This window comes from Prescottella sp. GW823-FHT02E09 (genome assembly GCF_058797375.1).
Genome location: NZ_JBXAJP010000005.1, coordinates 102194 through 118502, shown reverse-complemented (window position 1 = coordinate 118502; position 16309 = coordinate 102194). Strand labels below are relative to the sequence as shown.

General features: G+C 67.6%; 17 protein-coding genes. 7 read left to right on the top strand and 10 right to left on the bottom strand.

All coding sequences use genetic code 11. The features are described 5' to 3' along the window. Positions 1-48 precede the first annotated feature (48 nt). The 7 genes from AC1RIF_RS14075 to AC1RIF_RS14045 form a co-directional block, all read right to left on the bottom strand. Complete coding sequence (locus AC1RIF_RS14075; protein ID WP_492601991.1) at positions 49-741, bottom strand: hypothetical protein; 693 nt, start codon at positions 739-741, stop codon at positions 49-51. Further along, positions 738-1373: a hypothetical protein gene (locus AC1RIF_RS14070; RefSeq protein WP_492601990.1), complete on the bottom strand. Its 636-nt coding sequence runs from the start codon at positions 1371-1373 to the stop codon at positions 738-740. Before AC1RIF_RS14070 ends, AC1RIF_RS14075 begins: the two co-directional genes overlap by 4 nt. Beyond that, positions 1370-2173, bottom strand: coding sequence for an ABC transporter ATP-binding protein (locus AC1RIF_RS14065; protein WP_492601989.1), 804 nt, complete (start codon positions 2171-2173; stop codon positions 1370-1372). Before AC1RIF_RS14065 ends, AC1RIF_RS14070 begins: the two co-directional genes overlap by 4 nt. Next, positions 2166-3227: a FecCD family ABC transporter permease gene (locus AC1RIF_RS14060; protein WP_492601988.1), complete on the bottom strand. Its 1062-nt coding sequence runs from the start codon at positions 3225-3227 to the stop codon at positions 2166-2168. Before AC1RIF_RS14060 ends, AC1RIF_RS14065 begins: the two co-directional genes overlap by 8 nt. Further along, the gene (locus AC1RIF_RS14055) at positions 3208-4365 is read right to left on the bottom strand and encodes an ABC transporter substrate-binding protein (protein WP_492601987.1); all 1158 of its coding nucleotides are present in this window, start codon (positions 4363-4365) and stop codon (positions 3208-3210) included. Before AC1RIF_RS14055 ends, AC1RIF_RS14060 begins: the two co-directional genes overlap by 20 nt. 242 nt (positions 4366-4607) lie before the next feature. Further along, positions 4608-5483 carry a TIGR03619 family F420-dependent LLM class oxidoreductase gene (locus tag AC1RIF_RS14050; protein ID WP_492601986.1) on the bottom strand — a complete coding sequence of 292 codons (876 nt, stop codon included), beginning with the start codon at positions 5481-5483 and terminating at the stop codon, positions 4608-4610. A gap of 259 nt (positions 5484-5742) precedes the next feature. Next, complete coding sequence (locus AC1RIF_RS14045; RefSeq protein WP_492601985.1) at positions 5743-6429, bottom strand: GntR family transcriptional regulator; 687 nt, start codon at positions 6427-6429, stop codon at positions 5743-5745. Between the two features lie 121 nt (positions 6430-6550). Here AC1RIF_RS14045 and AC1RIF_RS14040 point away from each other — a divergent pair, with 121 nt between their 5' ends. The 6 genes from AC1RIF_RS14040 to AC1RIF_RS14015 all read left to right on the top strand — a co-directional run bounded on the left by AC1RIF_RS14040 (position 6551) and on the right by AC1RIF_RS14015 (position 11920). After that, positions 6551-7453: a sulfurtransferase gene (locus AC1RIF_RS14040; protein ID WP_492601984.1), complete on the top strand. Its 903-nt coding sequence runs from the start codon at positions 6551-6553 to the stop codon at positions 7451-7453. A gap of 60 nt (positions 7454-7513) precedes the next feature. Further along, positions 7514-8371, top strand: coding sequence for a hydroxyethylthiazole kinase (gene thiM / locus AC1RIF_RS14035; RefSeq protein WP_492601983.1), 858 nt, complete (start codon positions 7514-7516; stop codon positions 8369-8371). Further along, on the top strand, positions 8368-9477 hold the full coding sequence (locus tag AC1RIF_RS14030; RefSeq protein WP_492601982.1) for an LLM class flavin-dependent oxidoreductase: 1110 nt from the start codon (positions 8368-8370) through the stop codon (positions 9475-9477). The genes thiM and AC1RIF_RS14030 overlap by 4 nt, the downstream gene beginning before the upstream one ends. 119 nt (positions 9478-9596) lie before the next feature. Then, positions 9597-9899, top strand: coding sequence for a putative quinol monooxygenase (locus tag AC1RIF_RS14025; protein WP_492601981.1), 303 nt, complete (start codon positions 9597-9599; stop codon positions 9897-9899). 140 nt (positions 9900-10039) lie between these two features. Then, positions 10040-11137, top strand: a complete 1098-nt coding sequence (locus AC1RIF_RS14020) for an endonuclease/exonuclease/phosphatase family protein (RefSeq protein ID WP_492601980.1) — start codon at positions 10040-10042, stop codon at positions 11135-11137. Positions 11138-11416: 279 nt separating this feature from the next. Next, positions 11417-11920 carry a C40 family peptidase gene (locus AC1RIF_RS14015; RefSeq protein WP_492601979.1) on the top strand — a complete coding sequence of 168 codons (504 nt, stop codon included), beginning with the start codon at positions 11417-11419 and terminating at the stop codon, positions 11918-11920. A 79-nt stretch (positions 11921-11999) separates the two neighbouring features. On the opposite strand, the gene AC1RIF_RS14010 is transcribed toward AC1RIF_RS14015, so the two are convergent. Both AC1RIF_RS14010 and glnA read right to left on the bottom strand, forming a co-directional pair. After that, a complete protein-coding gene (locus tag AC1RIF_RS14010; protein WP_492601978.1) occupies positions 12000-13040 on the bottom strand; it encodes a beta-ketoacyl-ACP synthase III in 1041 nt (346 codons plus the stop codon). Positions 13041-13257: 217 nt separating this feature from the next. Further along, positions 13258-14694 (bottom strand): type I glutamate--ammonia ligase, encoded by a 1437-nt coding sequence (glnA, locus tag AC1RIF_RS14005; protein WP_492601977.1) that lies wholly within the window; start codon positions 14692-14694, stop codon positions 13258-13260. Between the two features lie 239 nt (positions 14695-14933). Here glnA and AC1RIF_RS14000 point away from each other — a divergent pair, with 239 nt between their 5' ends. Continuing rightward, on the top strand, positions 14934-15410 hold the full coding sequence (locus AC1RIF_RS14000; RefSeq protein ID WP_492601976.1) for an RDD family protein: 477 nt from the start codon (positions 14934-14936) through the stop codon (positions 15408-15410). A gap of 96 nt (positions 15411-15506) precedes the next feature. Here the strand turns inward: AC1RIF_RS14000 and AC1RIF_RS13995 are convergent, their stop codons facing one another. Continuing rightward, positions 15507-16262, bottom strand: a complete 756-nt coding sequence (locus tag AC1RIF_RS13995) for a DUF4191 domain-containing protein (RefSeq protein ID WP_492601975.1) — start codon at positions 16260-16262, stop codon at positions 15507-15509. Positions 16263-16309 lie beyond the last annotated feature (47 nt).

The following is a 16309-nucleotide window of genomic DNA, read 5'->3' as shown; positions in this document are numbered from 1 at the left end:
CCCCTTCGGCTCCTGCGAGCGCATGAAGGGACCCTTCAGCCACCTCAGTCAGCTGCCGGTGTTGTCCAGCCAGCGCAGCAGCGCGTAGAGGAAGCGCGTGGACCCCGGCATGAAGTTGTTGCCGTGGTGGTACGTCGGGTCGAGCGTGGTCGCGATGATCCGGCCCGACGTGGTGGCGGTGTCCTCGAACAGCATCATGCCGGCGTCGCGCAGGTCGCCCTTCTCGTCCGGCTCCTCCGACACCAGCAGCGGCACGACGTCCGCATCGGTGTGCAGCAGGCCGTGGTGGTGCCAGATCACCGACTTGGTCGAAAGGTATTCCCACGCCTCGTGTTCGGGGCTGCGGGTGCGGATCAGCGGATCCTCGCCCTCGAGCCACCACCAGAAGTTGGTGGGCCGCGCCGTCCACGAAACCGCCGGCAACCACGTGTGCGCGGCGTTCTCACCCAGCACCACGAGCGTGCCGCCGCGCTCGGCCACCGCGAGAATCTGCGCGGTGTGCCTGCGGAGCAGTTCGGGGTGCAGGCGGTCGGCAAGGATGACGGCGTCGAACGCGTCGAGATCGCCGTCGGCGAGATCCGCGAGATACAGGAAATCGGGCTGGTGGGCGATCACCGCCGGATCCTTCAGCGTCTGCAGGTGGAAGTGGGATCCGCCGTGCACGAGTGCGAGTCGGCGGCGCGAGCGGGGCGCGCGGTCGGTGCGGGCGAAGGGTTCGATGGCCGGTTCGATGGTGGTCATGCCTGTGCCTCCTGCTGGGCCAGCCACGTCAGCAGCTGCGGGAAGATGCGCGCGGAGGTGTTCGGATCCTCCTGGTAGACGGCCAGATCGATGCCGCCGTGGACCAGCACCTGACCGGCGCCGAGCGGGTACACGTAGTCGACGGGCAGCGCGTGGCGGCCGATGCGGTTGGTGACCACGGCGCCGTCGGGCAGCTTCTGGCTGTAGCCGCGGCCGTAGAAGCCGGACACGCCGCGCCGGAAGCTGACGTCGGCGGGGTCCACCCCCTCCCACACAGGGTGTGGGTCGCCGGCGGTGATCGCGAGATCCTTCGGACCGGAGTACTGCAGCTTGCGCCACTGACCGAGGCCGGGGAGGAAATCCGTCAGTGGATGGCCCATGATCGCGATCCGGCCACCGGCAGTGACGAAGTCGTCGAGCACGTCGCGGCGGCGCTCGAGGAAGATCTGGTCGCAGTTGCCGTTGACCAGCAGGCCGCGGACACCGTCGAGGTTCAGGATGTCGAGCTCGTACAGGTCGACCTGCTGCACCCGGCGTGCGGCGGTGGTGCCGCCGGACATGCCGGTGTTCGTGCCCATCACCAGGTGCAGAACCGGTGGAAGTGACTGCGGTGCAGTCGAGTCGAGAGTCATCGTGACGCCTTCTGGAGGGTGGCCAGGGATTCGGTGGCCGTGAATGTGTCGAAACGGGTGTAGAGGACGGTGCGCGGGGCGCCGCGGTCGTCGACGGTGGCGCTCACCACCTCGATGCCGTACAGCTCGGTGAGCATGGCGTCGGTGACCAGTTCGGTGACGGGACCGACACGGATGTCCTCGGACGAACGCATCACGATCGCGCGCCCGCCGAGATGCAGCGCGTGGTCGGGGTGATGGGTCGTGAGGAGGATTCCCATGCCGTCGGCAGCCAGGTCGCGCAACAATTCCAGCACCCGGGCCTGATTACGCAGGTCCAGGGCGGACACCGGTTCGTCGAGGATCATGAATGCGGCGTCCGACGCCAGTGCCCGCGCGATCAGCACGAGCTGGCGCTGGCCGCCGGACAGTTCGGCGAAGCTGCGCTGCGCGAGGTCGGCGATCCCGACCCGGTCGAGGACCTCGCGGGTGCGGGCGATGTCGGCGCGGCCAGGCGTCGCGAACGCCGACACCTTCTTCGCCCGGCCCATGAGGACCATGTCGAACACCGAGTACGCGAAGCTCGACAGGCTGGCCTGCGGGACGTAGCCGATGGCGGTGTCGCGCTCGACGCTGCCCTCGCGTAGCGGGGTCAGCCCGGCGATGCACCGCAGCAGCGTCGTCTTGCCCTGACCGTTGGGTCCGAGGATCGACGTGATGCCATCGTCGACTCGCAGGTTCGCGTGGCGGAACACCCAGTCGCGCCGCGGGTAGTGGAATCCGGCGTCCCGCAATTCGAGTCGGGCATTGCTCTCAAGCATCGATGAAGGCCTGTCTACGCGAATTCCGAAGCAGCAGAACGAACACCGGAGCGCCGATGATCGCGGTGAGAATGCCGAGCGGAATCTCGCCGGAGCTCACGGTGCGCGAGAGCGTGTCGATGATCGTCAGGTACGCGGCACCGAGGACGAACGTCGTCGGCATCGAGATCCGGTGATCCGGGCCGACCCACAGCCGGGCGATGTGCGGGACCACCAGGCCCACCCAGCCGATCACGCCCGACACGGCGACCGCGCCGGCGGTCATGAGCGCCACCATCGTCAGGAGCACGCCCCGCAGCCGTCCCGGGTTCACCCCGAGCGAGGCGGCGTCGTCGTCGCCGAGCGAGAGGATGTTGATCCGCCACCGTAGGCCGATGATGACGGCGGAACCGGCGAGGATGGGCACCGCCGCGATCAGTACCTTCGCCATGTCCGCGGTGGCCAGGGAACCCATGAGCCAGAACACGATCGACGGTAGGGTCGAGTAGGGGTCGGCGACGTACGTGATGAACGAGACCAGTGCCGAGAAGAACGCACTGGTGACGACGCCGCCGAGGACGATCATCAGGATCGCGCCGCCGGACCGGGTTCGTCCGATCAGCAGCACCATGCCGAGCGCCACGAGTCCGAACAGAAACGCGCCCCCGACGAGGAAGGTCGACCCCAGCCCGAACATCAAGGCCAGCACTCCACCGAACGACGCACCCGAGGAGACACCCAGGATCTGCGGGCTGACCAGCGGGTTGCGGAAGGCGGCCTGCAGTGCGGCACCGCCGAGCGCGAGGCCGCCGCCGACGAGCATGCCGAGCAGCACCCGCGGAAGCCGCACGCCCAGTACGACGTTGGACTCGGCGTCGGTCCAGGTGCGGGGGAGCGAGACCACCTCGTTGATCAGGATGCGCGCGACCTCGTTGACCGGGACCGTGTAGCGGCCGACGGACAGCGAGATCAGCCCGACCGCGACGATCCCGACGGTCAGGACCACCGGGACCAGAATGTGCGACGACCGTCGCCGCTGCTGCTCGGTGGCGGTGTCAAGCACGGAAGGCGTCATAGCCGGCGCTTTCCGAGTTGGCCGGCATGTGCAGGATGCGGTCGACGTCCGCGTCGGTGACGTCGTACGCGTACAGCGTGCGGTACGTCTCCCGGATCCGCTCGCGCAGTTCGTGGTTCACGTCGGGGAAGAACACCGAGCTCACCCACAGCCACATCAGGTTGGCCTCGTTGGACGGCGGATCCCACGAGAATCCGCCGATCGGTGCCTTGTAGACCCGCTCGTTCTTCACCGCCGAGAGCGACGCCCACTTGGGGTCGGCGTAGATGTCGGCGGGGGTAGTCGGCTCGAAGTTGCCGAGGATCAGGATCTCCGGGTCCCAGCCGAGCACCTGCTCGCGGGTGACGCCCAGGCTCGATCCGCTGCCGGCGCCCGACGCGACGTTCGTGCCGCCCGCGAGCTTGATCCAGAAGTCCATGTAGCTGTTGTCGGCGCCGACCTTGATCTCCGGTGCGTTGTACAGGTACATCGCGCGCGGGGCGGTGGCGGCGTGAGCCGCGGCGGTCTTCTCGACCAGCGCGCGGTCGTCCGCCATCTTCGCGAGCACCGCGTCGGCTTCGGCCTTCTTGCCGAGCAGGTCACCGAAGATCGTGATCCAGGCCTCGAGGTCCTCCTGCGTGCCGTACTTGAGCAGGATCACCTTCAGGCCGGCGTTGCGCAGCGGCGCGACGATGTCGTCACCCTTGTCGCCCCACTGGATCACGACGTCCGGGTTCAGCGTCAGGATGTGCTCGACGTTCGGCACGAAGTCGTTGCCCGCCACCACCGGGGTGTCGAGGAACTGCGGGAACATCGTGCCCAGCATGCCCTTCGAGGCCATCGAGATCGCGACCTGGTTGACGCCGACGTTGCGAGCGGCGGACTGGTCGGCCCCGATGATCATCGACGGGACCGGAATGATCGTCGACGCGATCCGTCCGACGGGGGTGTCGAAGGTGACGGTGTTCTGGTATTGGTCCACGATCGTGATCGGGCCACCGGTGGTGGTGGTCTGGGCCGCGTCGGACACGGCCTCGCGGCTCGAGCACGCGGTGATGCCGAGCGCGCCGAGGGCGAGCGCTGCGACCCCCATCGAGCGCATGAGGTCTCGGCGCGTGAGCGCGGCGGTCGGATTCAGAGGGCGGGGAGGGGTCGACATGAGGCTCCGAAAGGCAAAGGCAGAGATGCTCTGGCGCGGTGGCCGTTCACGAACGGCAGCAACCATCCGGGCCGGACGGTTAGGTGAGCATACAATAACTAAGGTAAGCGTAACCTGTGTGGGACCTCGATGTCCCGCCGCGCGCGGCCCGGCGCGAGTTGATCCGCAACGACGACGCGGCATCCGGCGGGGTCACCATCGGATGCCGCGTGAGTGGTCGCGGGTCGGTCGTTCCTGTCGGGTCAGGACATCTTGGCGATCACCGATTCTGCGTAGTGCTCGAGGTTCGCGATCTTCCGATCCAGTGGCTCGAGGTCGGGCGCGACCTCGTACGAGTTCCGGAAGCCCACGATCACGTCGGTGACGCCCGTGTCCTCGAGTCGCCTGACGCCGTCGACCGTGAACGCGTCCGCCGACGCGACGTGGATCTCGAAGGGGGTGTCCGCCTTGCCCTCGGCGGCGCGCAGTTTCTGCAGCGTGTCCAGCATGCGATCGAGTTCCGCGGGGTCGCCGCCGGCGTGCGTCCACCCGTCGCCACGCACGACGGCCCGGCGCAGTGCTGCACCGCTGTGCCCACCGATCAGGATGGGAATCGGTTGCGTGGGTACCGGATTCAGCTTGATCGACGGCACATCGTAGATCTCGCCGTGGTATTCGAAGTAGCCGCCGCTGGTGAGTCCGCGCACGATGTCGATCGCCTCGTCCGTCCGCCTGCCGCGCCGCTCCCACGGCACACCCATCACCTGGAAGTCCTCGGGCCACGGGCTCACCCCGACACCCAGTCGCAGTCGGTTGTTCGTCAGATATGCGATCGACGCGGCCTGCTTGGCGACGAGCACCGGTGGGCGGATGGGGAGCTTGAGTACGAAGGTCGTGAACCGGAGTGTGCTCGTCGCCGCGCCCAACGCCATCGCGAGGATCATCGCCTCGACGAACGGCTTGTTCTCGAGGAACTCACGGCTCCCGTCGGGTGTGTACGGGTAGACCGAATCGGATTCCTCCGGATAGCAGATGCTGTCCGCGACGGTCATCGAGTCGAATCCGACGCGTTCGGCCGCCTGCGCGAGCGGGACGTAGAAGGCGGGGTCGGTCATGGCCTCTGCGTAAGTGAATCGCACGGTGGGGTTCCTTCGGTCGAGTGGCGGTCGGCGAACCGACACGACGGGCAACGGGCAACGGGCGCAATCGAGCCGGGCCGCGCTGTCCGCTCCTACATGGTGAAGTGGGGCAGATCACATGTCAGCCGCTCTCCCGCTGCGTGGGAAGTCCGATGAGGGCACCGCATCGCTTCACGAGGGTCGCGTGAGGTGGCGGAGACGACGAGGTCCGCGGGCGAAATTGCCCGCGGACCTGAGGTTTCGACGTCGAGGCGGCGCGTCAGCCGTTGGCGAACAGGTGGATCCGCTGTTCGCGGCTGCGCTCGAGATGGGTCCGCATGTGTTCGCGCGCGGCCCGCTCGTCCCGTGCGCGGATGGCCTCGAGGATGTTGCTGTGCTCGGCATTGAGCAGGTCGGGCTCGCCGTAGTTCGACGGCGGCCCGCTGTCGTAGATCCGCAATTGCGTGGTGAGCCGGACCAGGAGCGTCATGATCGTCGTATTGTGCGCGGCCTGCCACAGCGCCTCGTGGAAGCGGAAGTTGTCGGTGCGGACCTCGGCGTCGTCCTTGGCTCCGCAGCAGGAGTTGTGCAACCGGTCGAGGCGAGCCATGTCGAGGTCGGTGTGCCGAATCGCGGCGGCGCCTGCGGCTTCCGATTCGAGGGCGACGCGCGCGGCGTAGATCTCGATGACGTCCTCGGGGGTGCCGGAACGGACGCGGAAGCCGCGTGCTGCGCGTTCGAGCAGGCCGTCGTGCGCCAGCCAGTTCAGTGCCTCGCGGATCGGGGTGCGGGACGCGCCGTACTTCTCACTCAGCTGCGTCTCGTGCAGTGCCGCACCCTGCGGGAACTTGCCGGCGAGGATGTCGGCGCGCAGGTGCAGGTACTGCCTGGACGTCTGATCGGAGCGGCCGGCGGCATCGGAAGGTATGAGCGCGCCGAGTTCCGTCAGGTCGTCCCCGTATGTCATCGGTGCCCCCATCTGTCGTGTTCTGCGTCGGACCCGCTGATTATGCCACTGACGGCAGTCGCATACTTGCGTATACGCATGTCGTCATTTAGGTTCGTGGTCGCTGATCGTCGTAGTGAGGATGTGGAAGTTGCATAGCGCGGTGTGGCCCCTGGTTCAGGCCGAGGAAATTGCTCCCCTTCTGGGGGCGGAGGATGCGCCCGTCGTGCTCGACGTCACGGTCCTGCTCGCACCGGCCCGGTTCGACGGCGACTACCGGCCCGAGTCCGGTGCATCGGTCTGGCGCGAGTCGCACGTACCCGGTTCGCGGCACATCGACCTGCTCACCAGCTTCTCCGACACCACCGACGAGCTGCATTTCAGCCGGCCACCCGTGGACAGGCTCGCGGACGAGCTCGCCGAACTCGGCATCTCGTCCGGCACCGACATCGTTGTCTACGACCAGGGTTCGATGACGTGGGCATCGCGATTCTGGTGGCTGTTGCGCAGCGTCGGCATCCATGCCCGCGTCCTCGACGGCGGACTGGTCCGGTGGCGTGCCGCGGGACTGCCCGTCGAATCCGGCGACGACGTCCCGCCCCGTGCAGTTCTGTCCACCGCGGTGGTGGCCGGGTACCGCCCACTGTGGGTGGACCGGGACGACGTGGTGGCGATCAGCGAGGGTCGGGCCCCCGGCACGCTGGTCTGCGCCCTCGCTCCGGGCCAGTTCTCGGGCGCAGAGAAGACCCGCTACTCCCGTCGCGGGCACATCCCCGGAAGTCGGAACCTGTCGGCGAAGAGCCTGCTCGACGACTCCGGCCGGGTGCGCGGCGTGGACGAGCTACGTGTCCTCGCCTCCGACGCGTTGGCAGGCACCGTCGACCCGCTCGTCGTGTACTGCGGCGGCGGAATCTCGGCGTGTCTGTCCGCGCTCGGCCTGGTGCTCGCCGGATATGACGACATCAAGATCTACGACGGCTCCCTCGAGGAGTGGACCGCCGATTCGACGCTGCCCCTCGTGACACTGCCCGGCGGTGATCAGTGAACCGATGTCGTAGGTCCTGATCCGCGCTCGCCCGAATCACGCCCTCTCCAAGGATTCTTCATGACCGAACCTGTCACCGGCGACCAGCTCGCCGCCGCTCTGGACGCGCTGCGTGCCCAGGTGCCTCTCGTCCACTCGCTCACCAACATCGTCTCCGCGAACTTCCTCACCAACGTCGTGCTCGCGGCGGGCGCCAGCAACGCCCACATCGACAACGCGCACGAGGCGGCCGGTTTCGCACGCATCGCCGGCGGAGTGCTGATCAATCTCGGCACGCCCGATGACGGCACCGCGGCGGCGTTTACGCTCGCAGCGGAGGCTGCGCACGATGCCGGTACCCCGTGGGTGCTCGATCCCGTCGGCGTCGGTGGACTGCCGTGGCGCAGTGGGCTGGCCGTCGATCTGCTGAAGCATCGGCCCACCGCGATCCGCGGCAACGCGTCCGAGATCATCGCGCTCGCCGGCCTGGGCGGCGACACCCGGGGCGTCGACAGCTCCGACGACCCGGCCGCCGCGGTTCCCGCCGCCGTCGCGCTGCTCGCCCATGCCGACGCGGTCTCGGCGTCCGGTGCGGTCGACCACCTCGTCGGACGGGACCGCGACGGCAACGCGGTCGGTGTCCGCATCGGCGGTGGCAGCGACATGCTGCCGCGGGTGACCTCCACCGGTTGCTCGCTCGGCGGACTGGTCGCGGCCTACCTGGCGGTGGCGCCGACGCCACTGATCGGGCTCGCGGCCGCGCACGCCCACGTCGCGGTCGCGTCCGAGATCGCCGAGGAGAAATCGTCGGGTCCGGGCTCGTTCGCCGTCGCCTACCTCGACGCCCTGAGTTTCGTCGATGCCGCCACCCTCGCAGGTCGCGTTCGCATCGAGTCGATCGACCTGACCGCAATCGCCGTGGAGGCTGGAAACCGATGAGCGTCAAGACTTTCTGGTATCTCACGCAGGCCGACGGTGACTACCCGTGGAGTCCGGGTGGGCTGTATCCGGTGGACGGGCAGCGTCAGATCGAGCTTGCGAAGACCATCGACGACGGTGGATTCGACGGCGCGCTGGTCGCGACGTGGCCCAACGACCCGTTCGTGTCGGCCACGTGGGCGGCGTCGCACACCTCGCGGATGAAGTTCCTCGTCGCGGTGTACGCGAACATGATCCCGGCCCGGTTGCTCGCCGAGAAGGCGCTCACGTTCGACGCGTTCAGCGGCGGGCGCCTGATGATCAACTCGGTCAACGGCCGCGACAACATCCTCACCAAGTACGACATGAACGTCGATCACGACCGCCGCTACGAGTTGGGGGAGCAGTACTGGGCGGACTTCCGCCGGTACTACCGCGAGGGTAGCGAGTCGAACTTCCCGAACACGCCGCTGCGCATCGATCCGCTCGCCGACCATCAGGTGCCGCTGTGGGGTACCGGTGATTCGCCTGCGGGACTGGAGAACTCGGGCAAGGTGCTCGACGCGTACCTCGCGATGCTGCGCGAGACGTCGTTCATCGAGGACAAGTTCGACGGTGCACGCAGGGCGGCGGCCGCGGCCGGTCGCGAGTTCACCGACTTCGGTGCGCTGTCCGGCGTCATCGTCCGCGCGACCCGCGACGAGGCGATGGAGCGGTTCCGGTCGCTGTTCGAGAAGGCCGGAATCGACCAGATCGGCGACGTCTTGGACAAGGCCGTGCGCCGGCGTACCGGTGGGCAGCAAGATCTGCGCACCTTCACCGCGCGGGACGCCCAGCGGCAGGGGTGGGTCGATACCATCGTCGCCGGCAAGATCCCCGAACCCGACGACCTGTACCTCGGCGACGGCCTGTACGCGGGCATCACCGCGTGGTCACCGCTGGACATCTTCGCGACCGGATCCTCGGCGGTGTACTACGTGGGCGCGCCGGACGAGATCACCGGTCACGTCCGGACCCTGCGGCAGCGCACCGGGCTGACCGGCCTGATCCTCGCCGGCTGGCCGCTGCTCGACGAGGCGAAGCAGGTCGCCGAGCACCTGATTCCGCGGTTCGCCGACATCGACTGATCGAAATCGCACGCCACGGGAGGCCACGCGTCGCGTGGCCTCCCGTCGTCGTTGACGTGGTCGGGGCATGCGAGAACAGTGAGAACTGGTTCGTTCCGCACGACCGCTGGAGGTATCCGATGGTCACCGCCGCACTGCTGGTCCGCGTCGAGGCGAAACGCGGCAAGGAAACCGAGGTGGCGCAGTTTCTCGAGAGCGCGCTGACGCTGGTACAGGAGGAGCCCGACACGACCGCGTGGTTCGCCCTCCGATTCGGACCCGCCACCTTCGGTATCTTCGACGCCTTCCCCGACGACACCGGTCGTCAGGCCCATCTCGCGGGCAAGGTCGCTGCCGCGCTCATGGCGCGGGCCGACGAACTGTTCGTCGGGCACCCCCACATCAGCAAGGTCGACGTCCTGGCGAGCAAGCTCCCGGGCTGACGCCGCACCCGCCGGGTTCCACCACCACCCGGCCCGGTCACCTTCCGCCCGTGTGCCGGCAATGTCCGGTTCCCGGGCCGTTCAGTTCCGCCTGATCTCATCACTGCGCCAAAGCGGCAGATGATGAGGAGTGTGGTGTGATGACTTCGTTGACACGGCGTCAGGCGATGAAGGCGTTTACGGTGGCGGCAGGAACGGCGGCCCTCGGTGCGGGGGCGATCGGCACGGCAGCGTCCGCCGGAGCGTTCCCGTTCCAGGAAGTTCGCGTCCTGTCCATCAATATCTGGCACAGCGGGAGCAAGATCCCCAACGGTCTCGAGCGGGTCGCCGACATCATCGAGTCCACCCGGGCATCGATCGTGCTGCTTTCCGAGTCGGGCGACGCGACAACCGCCCTCGCCGACATGCTCGGTCGGCGGGGCACCCGGTTCCATGCCGCCACGTCGTCGGACACCGGGATCCTGTCCCGGTTCCCGATCGAGGAGACCGCGACGCTGGACTACATGGTCAAGGCGGTCGTGTCGGTGCCGGGCATGCAGATGGCCGTGTACTCGGCGCACCTGCAGTACCGGTGGTACGCGACCTACCTCCCGCGCGGCTACGGCGGCGGGATCCCCAGCCCGGGGGAGTTCTCCGAGTTCGGCTGGAACAAGATGCCCGCTCCCGTCACCGATGCGGCCGCGGTCCAGCGCGTCAACATCGAGTCCGGTCGTCCCGCGGTGATCTCCGCGTTCCTCGACGACGCCGCGCGAGAACAGGAGAAGGGGCGGGCGGTGATCCTCGGTGGCGACTTCAACGAGCCGTCGAACCTGGACTGGACCGAGGAGGCGAAGGACCTGTTCGACCACAACGGCGTCGTGCTGCCGTGGGAGTCGACCCGGCTGCTGCAGGAGGCCGGGTATGTCGACGCCTACCGGCGGATGTACCCGAACCCGGTGACCCATCCAGGCTTCACCTGGCCCGCGAGCAATCCCGACGCCCCGGTCTCCGAGCTCACGTGGGCGCCCGACGCCGACGAGCGGGACCGGATCGACTACGTCTTCGCCGGCAGGAACACCCGCCTGCGTCTCGTCTCCGCCGGCATCGTCGGACCGCGGGAGACGATCGTCCGCAACGAACGGGTCGCCGAGAACACGCAGGACAAGTTCGTCGACTCGCCGCTGCCGTGGCCCACCGATCACAAGGCCGTGCTGGCGACCTACCGGTGCCTGCCGGCGCTCGGTGGATCCGCCTCCTGACCGACCGATTCCCGCCCGGCGACTACGTAACGGCGCTGTGATGACCCCCGTCACAGCGCCGTTACGGCTCCGAGGGTGACCGGCGACACACGTAGTCCGAGGCGTATGTGCTGGTCAGAGGGGTGTTTCGGGGCGCGTAGGTAGCCGGGTGTCGAAACAGGTACCCATGCGGGTAGATCTACCGGTGTATCGATCCGGTAACGACGGAACTCTGGGTTGTGCCCGAACACCGATGCCAGACCAAGTGTCGGACCACAGCAAGACTCGGAGGACCCTCGAATGGCCCTGAAGAACACCCGCCTGACCCGTACCACCCGCGGCCTGCTGCTCGGCGCCGTCGCCGCCGGCGCCATCATGATCCCCGCCGCTCCCGCTATGGCGCAGCCGTTCACGGCGCCCAGCTGGGGCAGCAGCTCGGTCGAGGTCACCCCGGTCGCCGGCTCGACCGGCCAGGCCGCCGCGAACGCCGCCCAGTCCAAGGTCGGCTCGCCCTACGTGTGGGGCGCCACCGGCCCGAACTCGTTCGACTGCTCCGGGCTCATCCAGTGGTCCTACAAGCAGGCCGGCAAGTCGGTTCCGCGAACCAGCTACGACCAGGTCTCAGGCGGCACCCCCGTCTCCAAGTCGAACCTGCAGCCCGGTGACGTCATCGGCTTCTACGGCTCGGACCACGTCGGCATCTACATCGGCAACGGCAGCGTCGTCCACGCGCCCACCGAGGGTGACGTCGTCAAGGTCTCGCCCGTCGACTCCATGCCCTTCTCCGGCGCGAGCCGCTACTGAGCCACCGGCTCGGCACCTACGCGAACGAGCCCGTCACTCCAGTTCGGAGTGGCGGGCTCGTCGCTGTCCGAAGCCCGTCCTACGAGGTGATCGCGGGCAGCTGGACGACCTGCCCGGCATAGGCGAGTCCGGCACCGAAGCCGAGTAGCAGCGCGGTGTCGCCGGGGCGGGCCTCTCCGGAACGCAGGAGCTGTTCCATGGCCATCGGAATCGACGCCGCACTGGTGTTGCCGCTTTCGGCAATGTCGCGAGCGACAGCGACGGTGTCGGGTAGTCCCAGCGTCCGGACCAAGGCGTCGGTGATGCGACTGTTCGCCTGGTGTGGCACGAAGGCGTCCAGGTCGTCGGCAATGACACCTGCCTTCTCCAGAGCGTCGCGGCACGCCTTCTCCAGGAAGGTGATCGCCCAACGGAAGACGGCCTGACCGTCCATCCGGATGTACGGCCGCTGGGTGCTGCCACCTTCGGCTTCGGCTGCCGCGACCTCGGCGAAGTACTGCTTGAAATCCTTGTCCTGCTTGATCGCCGCGGTCTGGCTTCCGTCCGAACCCCACGCGACCGGACCGATCCCCTCGGAGTCGGACGGTCCGACCAGGACTGCGCCCGCGCCGTCGGCGAAAATGAACGCGCACGTCCGGTCCGTCGGATCGAGCAGGTCGGACAGCCGCTCCACACCGATCACCAGGACATGACGGGCCTGCCCTGCACGGACGAGACTCGCGGCGTTGCCGAGCGCGTAGCAGAAGCCGGCACAGCCGGCGGAGACGTCGTAGGCGGCGGTGTCGTGCATACCGAGTTCGGTTGCCACCACCGCCGCAGCCGACGGCCCGAGCACCATCTGCGACGAGGTGGCCAGCACGACAGCGTCGATCTGCTCGGCCACCAGACCCGCCGCGGCGAGCGCGTCGAGGGCGGCCGCAACACTCATCGAGACGATGGTCTCGTCAGGCTCGGCCCAGCCACGGGCCGCGATGCCGGAACGGGTCCGGATCCACTCGTCGGAGGAGTCGATGCGATCGACGATCTCGGAGTTCGGCACGACGCGTCGGGGCCGGTACACGCCGAGGCCCAGTAGGGCCGCGTGGGTGACGGGATTTGCGGTGGCGATGGGGGCAGGCACGGCATCCTCTCCATGTGGACCGATCGGCTCACATGGTTCAGATCTAACACGAACCGGATCGTCGTCGACCGGTTCTGGGCCCGATACAGACGAGTCGACCCGCTCGGCGATCGGTCGAGTGATCGCCGAGCGGGTCGACTCGGGAAGTGCTGCCGACGAGCTGCGGCCGTGATGCGGGTGGCGTCACGTAGCGCAGCAGGTCAGCGCGCTGTACGACTCAGCAGTCGTAGTACAGCGAGAATTCGTACGGATGCGGACGCAGGTTGACCGGGGCGATCTCCTGCTCGCGCTTGATCGCGATCCAGGTCTCGATCAGGTCGGACGTGAAGACGCCACCCTCGGTCAGGTAGTCGTGATCCTGCTCGAGGCGATCGATGACCGTGCTCAGGCTGGTGGGGGCCTGCGGGATGTTGCGGGCCTCCTCCGGCGGGAGCTCGTAGAGGTCCTTGTCGACCGGAGCCATCGGCTCGATCTTGTTCTTGATGCCGTCCAGGCCGGCCATCATCTGAGCCGCGAAGTTCAGGTACGGGTTGCCCGAGGAGTCCGGCGCGCGGAACTCGATGCGCTTGGCCTTGGGGTTGTTGCCCGTGATCGGGATGCGAACCGCGGCGGAGCGGTTGCGCTGGCTGTACACCAGGTTGATGGGGGCCTCGTAGCCCGGAACCAGACGGTGGTACGAGTTGATCGTCGGGTTCGTGAACGCCAGCAGCGACGGCGCGTGGTGCAGGATGCCGCCGATGTACCAGCGAGCCAGGTCCGACAGGCCCGCGTAGCCGGCCTCGTCGTGGAACAGCGGCTTGCCGTCCTTCCACAGCGACTGGTGCACGTGCATGCCCGAGCCGTTGTCGCCGAACAGCGGCTTCGGCATGAAGGTGGCCGACTTGCCGTACTGCCAGCAGGTGTTCTTCACGATGTACTTGAACAGCTGCAGGTCGTCGGCAGCGGCGAGCAGCGTGTTGAACTTGTAGTTGATCTCCTGCTGGCCGCCGGTGCCCACCTCGTGGTGGCCGCGCTCGAGCTCGAAGCCGGCATTGGTGAGGTTGGTCGAGATCGCGTCACGCAGGTCGACGTAGTGGTCGTACGGTGCGACGGGGAAGTAGCCACCCTTGGCGCGGACCTTGTAACCGAGGTTCGGGCTGCCGTCGGCGTTGACCTCGGCACCGGTGTTCCACGCGCCCGAGATCGAGTCCAGCTCGTAGAACGCGCCGTTCATCGCCGAGTCGTAACGGACCGAGTCGAAGATGTAGAACTCGGCCTCGGCACCGAAGAATGCGGTGTCGGCGATGCCGGTGCTGATCAGGTACTCCTCGGCCTTGCGGGCGACGTTGCGCGGGTCGCGGCTGTAGGCCTCACGGGTGAAGGGGTCGTGGACGAAGAAGTCCATGTTCAGCGTGCGCGCCTTGCGGAACGGATCGATCCGTGCCGTCGAGACGTCGGGCAGCAGCATCATGTCGGACTCGTGGATCGACTGGAAGCCGCGGACCGAGGAGCCGTCGAACGCGAGGCCGTCCTCGAACACGTCCTGGTTGAACGCGGATGCGGGGATGGAGAAGTGCTGCTGAACGCCGGGCAGGTCGCTGAATCGGATGTCCACGTACTCGACTTCTTGGTCGGCGATGTACTTGATGACCTCTTCGGCCGTGGTGAAAGCCACGTTGGTGCTCCTTCAGTCGGTTACCTGCCGGTTGGGTTTCGGCGGTTTCGTCGAGGCAAGACGGTAGAGAGCCGGTGTTGCCCGTTAATCAAGCCTATGTTTCGCGGGTGTTACACGTCGGCGTTCGCTGACGTACGCACGGCGAATGTGACCAGATACACCGGTCCCGGATGTGACGAGCGGCACCGATCCGGCGACGGCCCGCCGGTATCCGCACGTCGACGCCTATCCTGGACGGCATGTCACGTATGACCGGCTCCTGGCTCTCCGGACCTTCCGCGGCTCTTCCCGAGAATCAGACGCAGGCGCAGGCCTACCGCGGTGAACTGCTGGGGTTGCCGGCCGACGGACCCGGTGCTCTGACCTCGATCGGCCGCCGTCTCGCGGCACTGGCGATCGACTGGTTCACCGCGGCCGGCGTCGTCCTGCTGCTGATCGGTGAGGCTCCCCTCGAGAACTCCCTCGTCGGCACCTACACGCTGATGCTGTGGTTCGCGGTCGGCGTCGTGTGCGTCTCGCTGTTCTCGTTCACCCCGGGTCAGTACATGATGGGACTGCAGGTGGCCCGCGTCGATGCTCCGGTACGCGTCGGCTTCCTGCGTGCCCTGGCCCGGCAGGCCCTCATCGTGTTCATCGCGCCCGCCGTCATCACCGACATCGACGGCCGCGGCATGCACGACCGCGCCACCGGCACCGCGCTCGTCCGCACCCGCTGAGCGGCCTTCCCGCCGGAACCACCCCTGAAACACCGAATGTCACATCGGTTCAGCTGGCCTGAACCGATGTGACATTCGGTCACACGGGGGAGGGTGTCAGCGACGACGGATCGTGCGCTGCATGCCCTTCATCTTCGCGCCGGGCGGCAGCGGGCCCTTGGGCAGCGCCGAACCGCTGCGGCTGCCGAGGGCGGCGAGACGCGACTCGATGGAGTCCATCCGCTTGGTGTCGATGTTGCGCGGCAGCTTGTTCAGGTGCTTGGTCAGCTGGGACAGCGGAACCTGGCCCTCCTCGTTGCCGACGATGAAGTCGTAGATCGGGGTGTCGCCGACCAGTCGCGCGGTCTTCTTCTTCTCCTGCGCGAGCAGTCCCTTGACGCGCTGCGGCGAACCCTCGGCGACCAGGATCACGCCGGGGCGGCCGATCACGCGGTGCACAGCGTCGAGCTGGGTGGTGCCGGTGACCGCGTTCGTCACGCGCCACGAGCCCTGCATGTTCTCGAGCGCCCACGCGGCCGCGCCGGCCTGTCCCTCGGCCTTGCCGTAGACGGTCTTCTGGACACGCTTGCCGAAGATGATGAAGCCGAGCAGGACACCGATGAGGATGCCGATCGGCAGCAGGAACCATTGGATCCCGAAGATGAGGCCGATCAGGAAGAACACGACGGCGCTGAGCACCAGCGCGCCGATCAGCAGCGGCAGCAGCAGCTTGTCTTCCTTGCGCTGCATCTGGAACGCCTGCCAGAGCTGAGTCCGACGTTCCTTCGACGCCTGCTTGCGGGCCGCCTTCGCCGCAGCCTTCGCTTCCTTGCTTGGTTTGCCCGCTTTTCCGGACTTACTGCCGTTCGCCATACCTCACAGGATACGACCCTCACCGCGCCCGACTCCGCGCGCGGTGA

Excerpts from the sequence above, each read along its gene's own strand:
- AC1RIF_RS14075 (WP_492601991.1), bottom strand. The coding sequence starts at position 741 with ATGACCACCATCGAACCGGCCATCGAACCCTTCGCCCGCACCGACCGC.
- AC1RIF_RS14070 (WP_492601990.1), bottom strand. The coding sequence starts at position 1,373 with ATGACTCTCGACTCGACTGCACCGCAGTCACTTCCACCGGTTCTGCAC.
- AC1RIF_RS14065 (WP_492601989.1), bottom strand. The coding sequence starts at position 2,173 with ATGCTTGAGAGCAATGCCCGACTCGAATTGCGGGACGCCGGATTCCAC.
- AC1RIF_RS14060 (WP_492601988.1), bottom strand. The coding sequence starts at position 3,227 with ATGACGCCTTCCGTGCTTGACACCGCCACCGAGCAGCAGCGGCGACGG.
- AC1RIF_RS14055 (WP_492601987.1), bottom strand. The coding sequence starts at position 4,365 with ATGTCGACCCCTCCCCGCCCTCTGAATCCGACCGCCGCGCTCACGCGC.
- AC1RIF_RS14045 (WP_492601985.1), bottom strand. The coding sequence starts at position 6,429 with ATGACATACGGGGACGACCTGACGGAACTCGGCGCGCTCATACCTTCC.
- AC1RIF_RS14040 (WP_492601984.1), top strand. The coding sequence starts at position 6,551 with ATGTGGAAGTTGCATAGCGCGGTGTGGCCCCTGGTTCAGGCCGAGGAA.
- thiM (WP_492601983.1), top strand. The coding sequence starts at position 7,514 with ATGACCGAACCTGTCACCGGCGACCAGCTCGCCGCCGCTCTGGACGCG.
- AC1RIF_RS14030 (WP_492601982.1), top strand. The coding sequence starts at position 8,368 with ATGAGCGTCAAGACTTTCTGGTATCTCACGCAGGCCGACGGTGACTAC.
- AC1RIF_RS14025 (WP_492601981.1), top strand. The coding sequence starts at position 9,597 with ATGGTCACCGCCGCACTGCTGGTCCGCGTCGAGGCGAAACGCGGCAAG.
- AC1RIF_RS14020 (WP_492601980.1), top strand. The coding sequence starts at position 10,040 with ATGACTTCGTTGACACGGCGTCAGGCGATGAAGGCGTTTACGGTGGCG.
- AC1RIF_RS14015 (WP_492601979.1), top strand. The coding sequence starts at position 11,417 with ATGGCCCTGAAGAACACCCGCCTGACCCGTACCACCCGCGGCCTGCTG.
- AC1RIF_RS14000 (WP_492601976.1), top strand. The coding sequence starts at position 14,934 with ATGTCACGTATGACCGGCTCCTGGCTCTCCGGACCTTCCGCGGCTCTT.
- AC1RIF_RS13995 (WP_492601975.1), bottom strand. The coding sequence starts at position 16,262 with ATGGCGAACGGCAGTAAGTCCGGAAAAGCGGGCAAACCAAGCAAGGAA.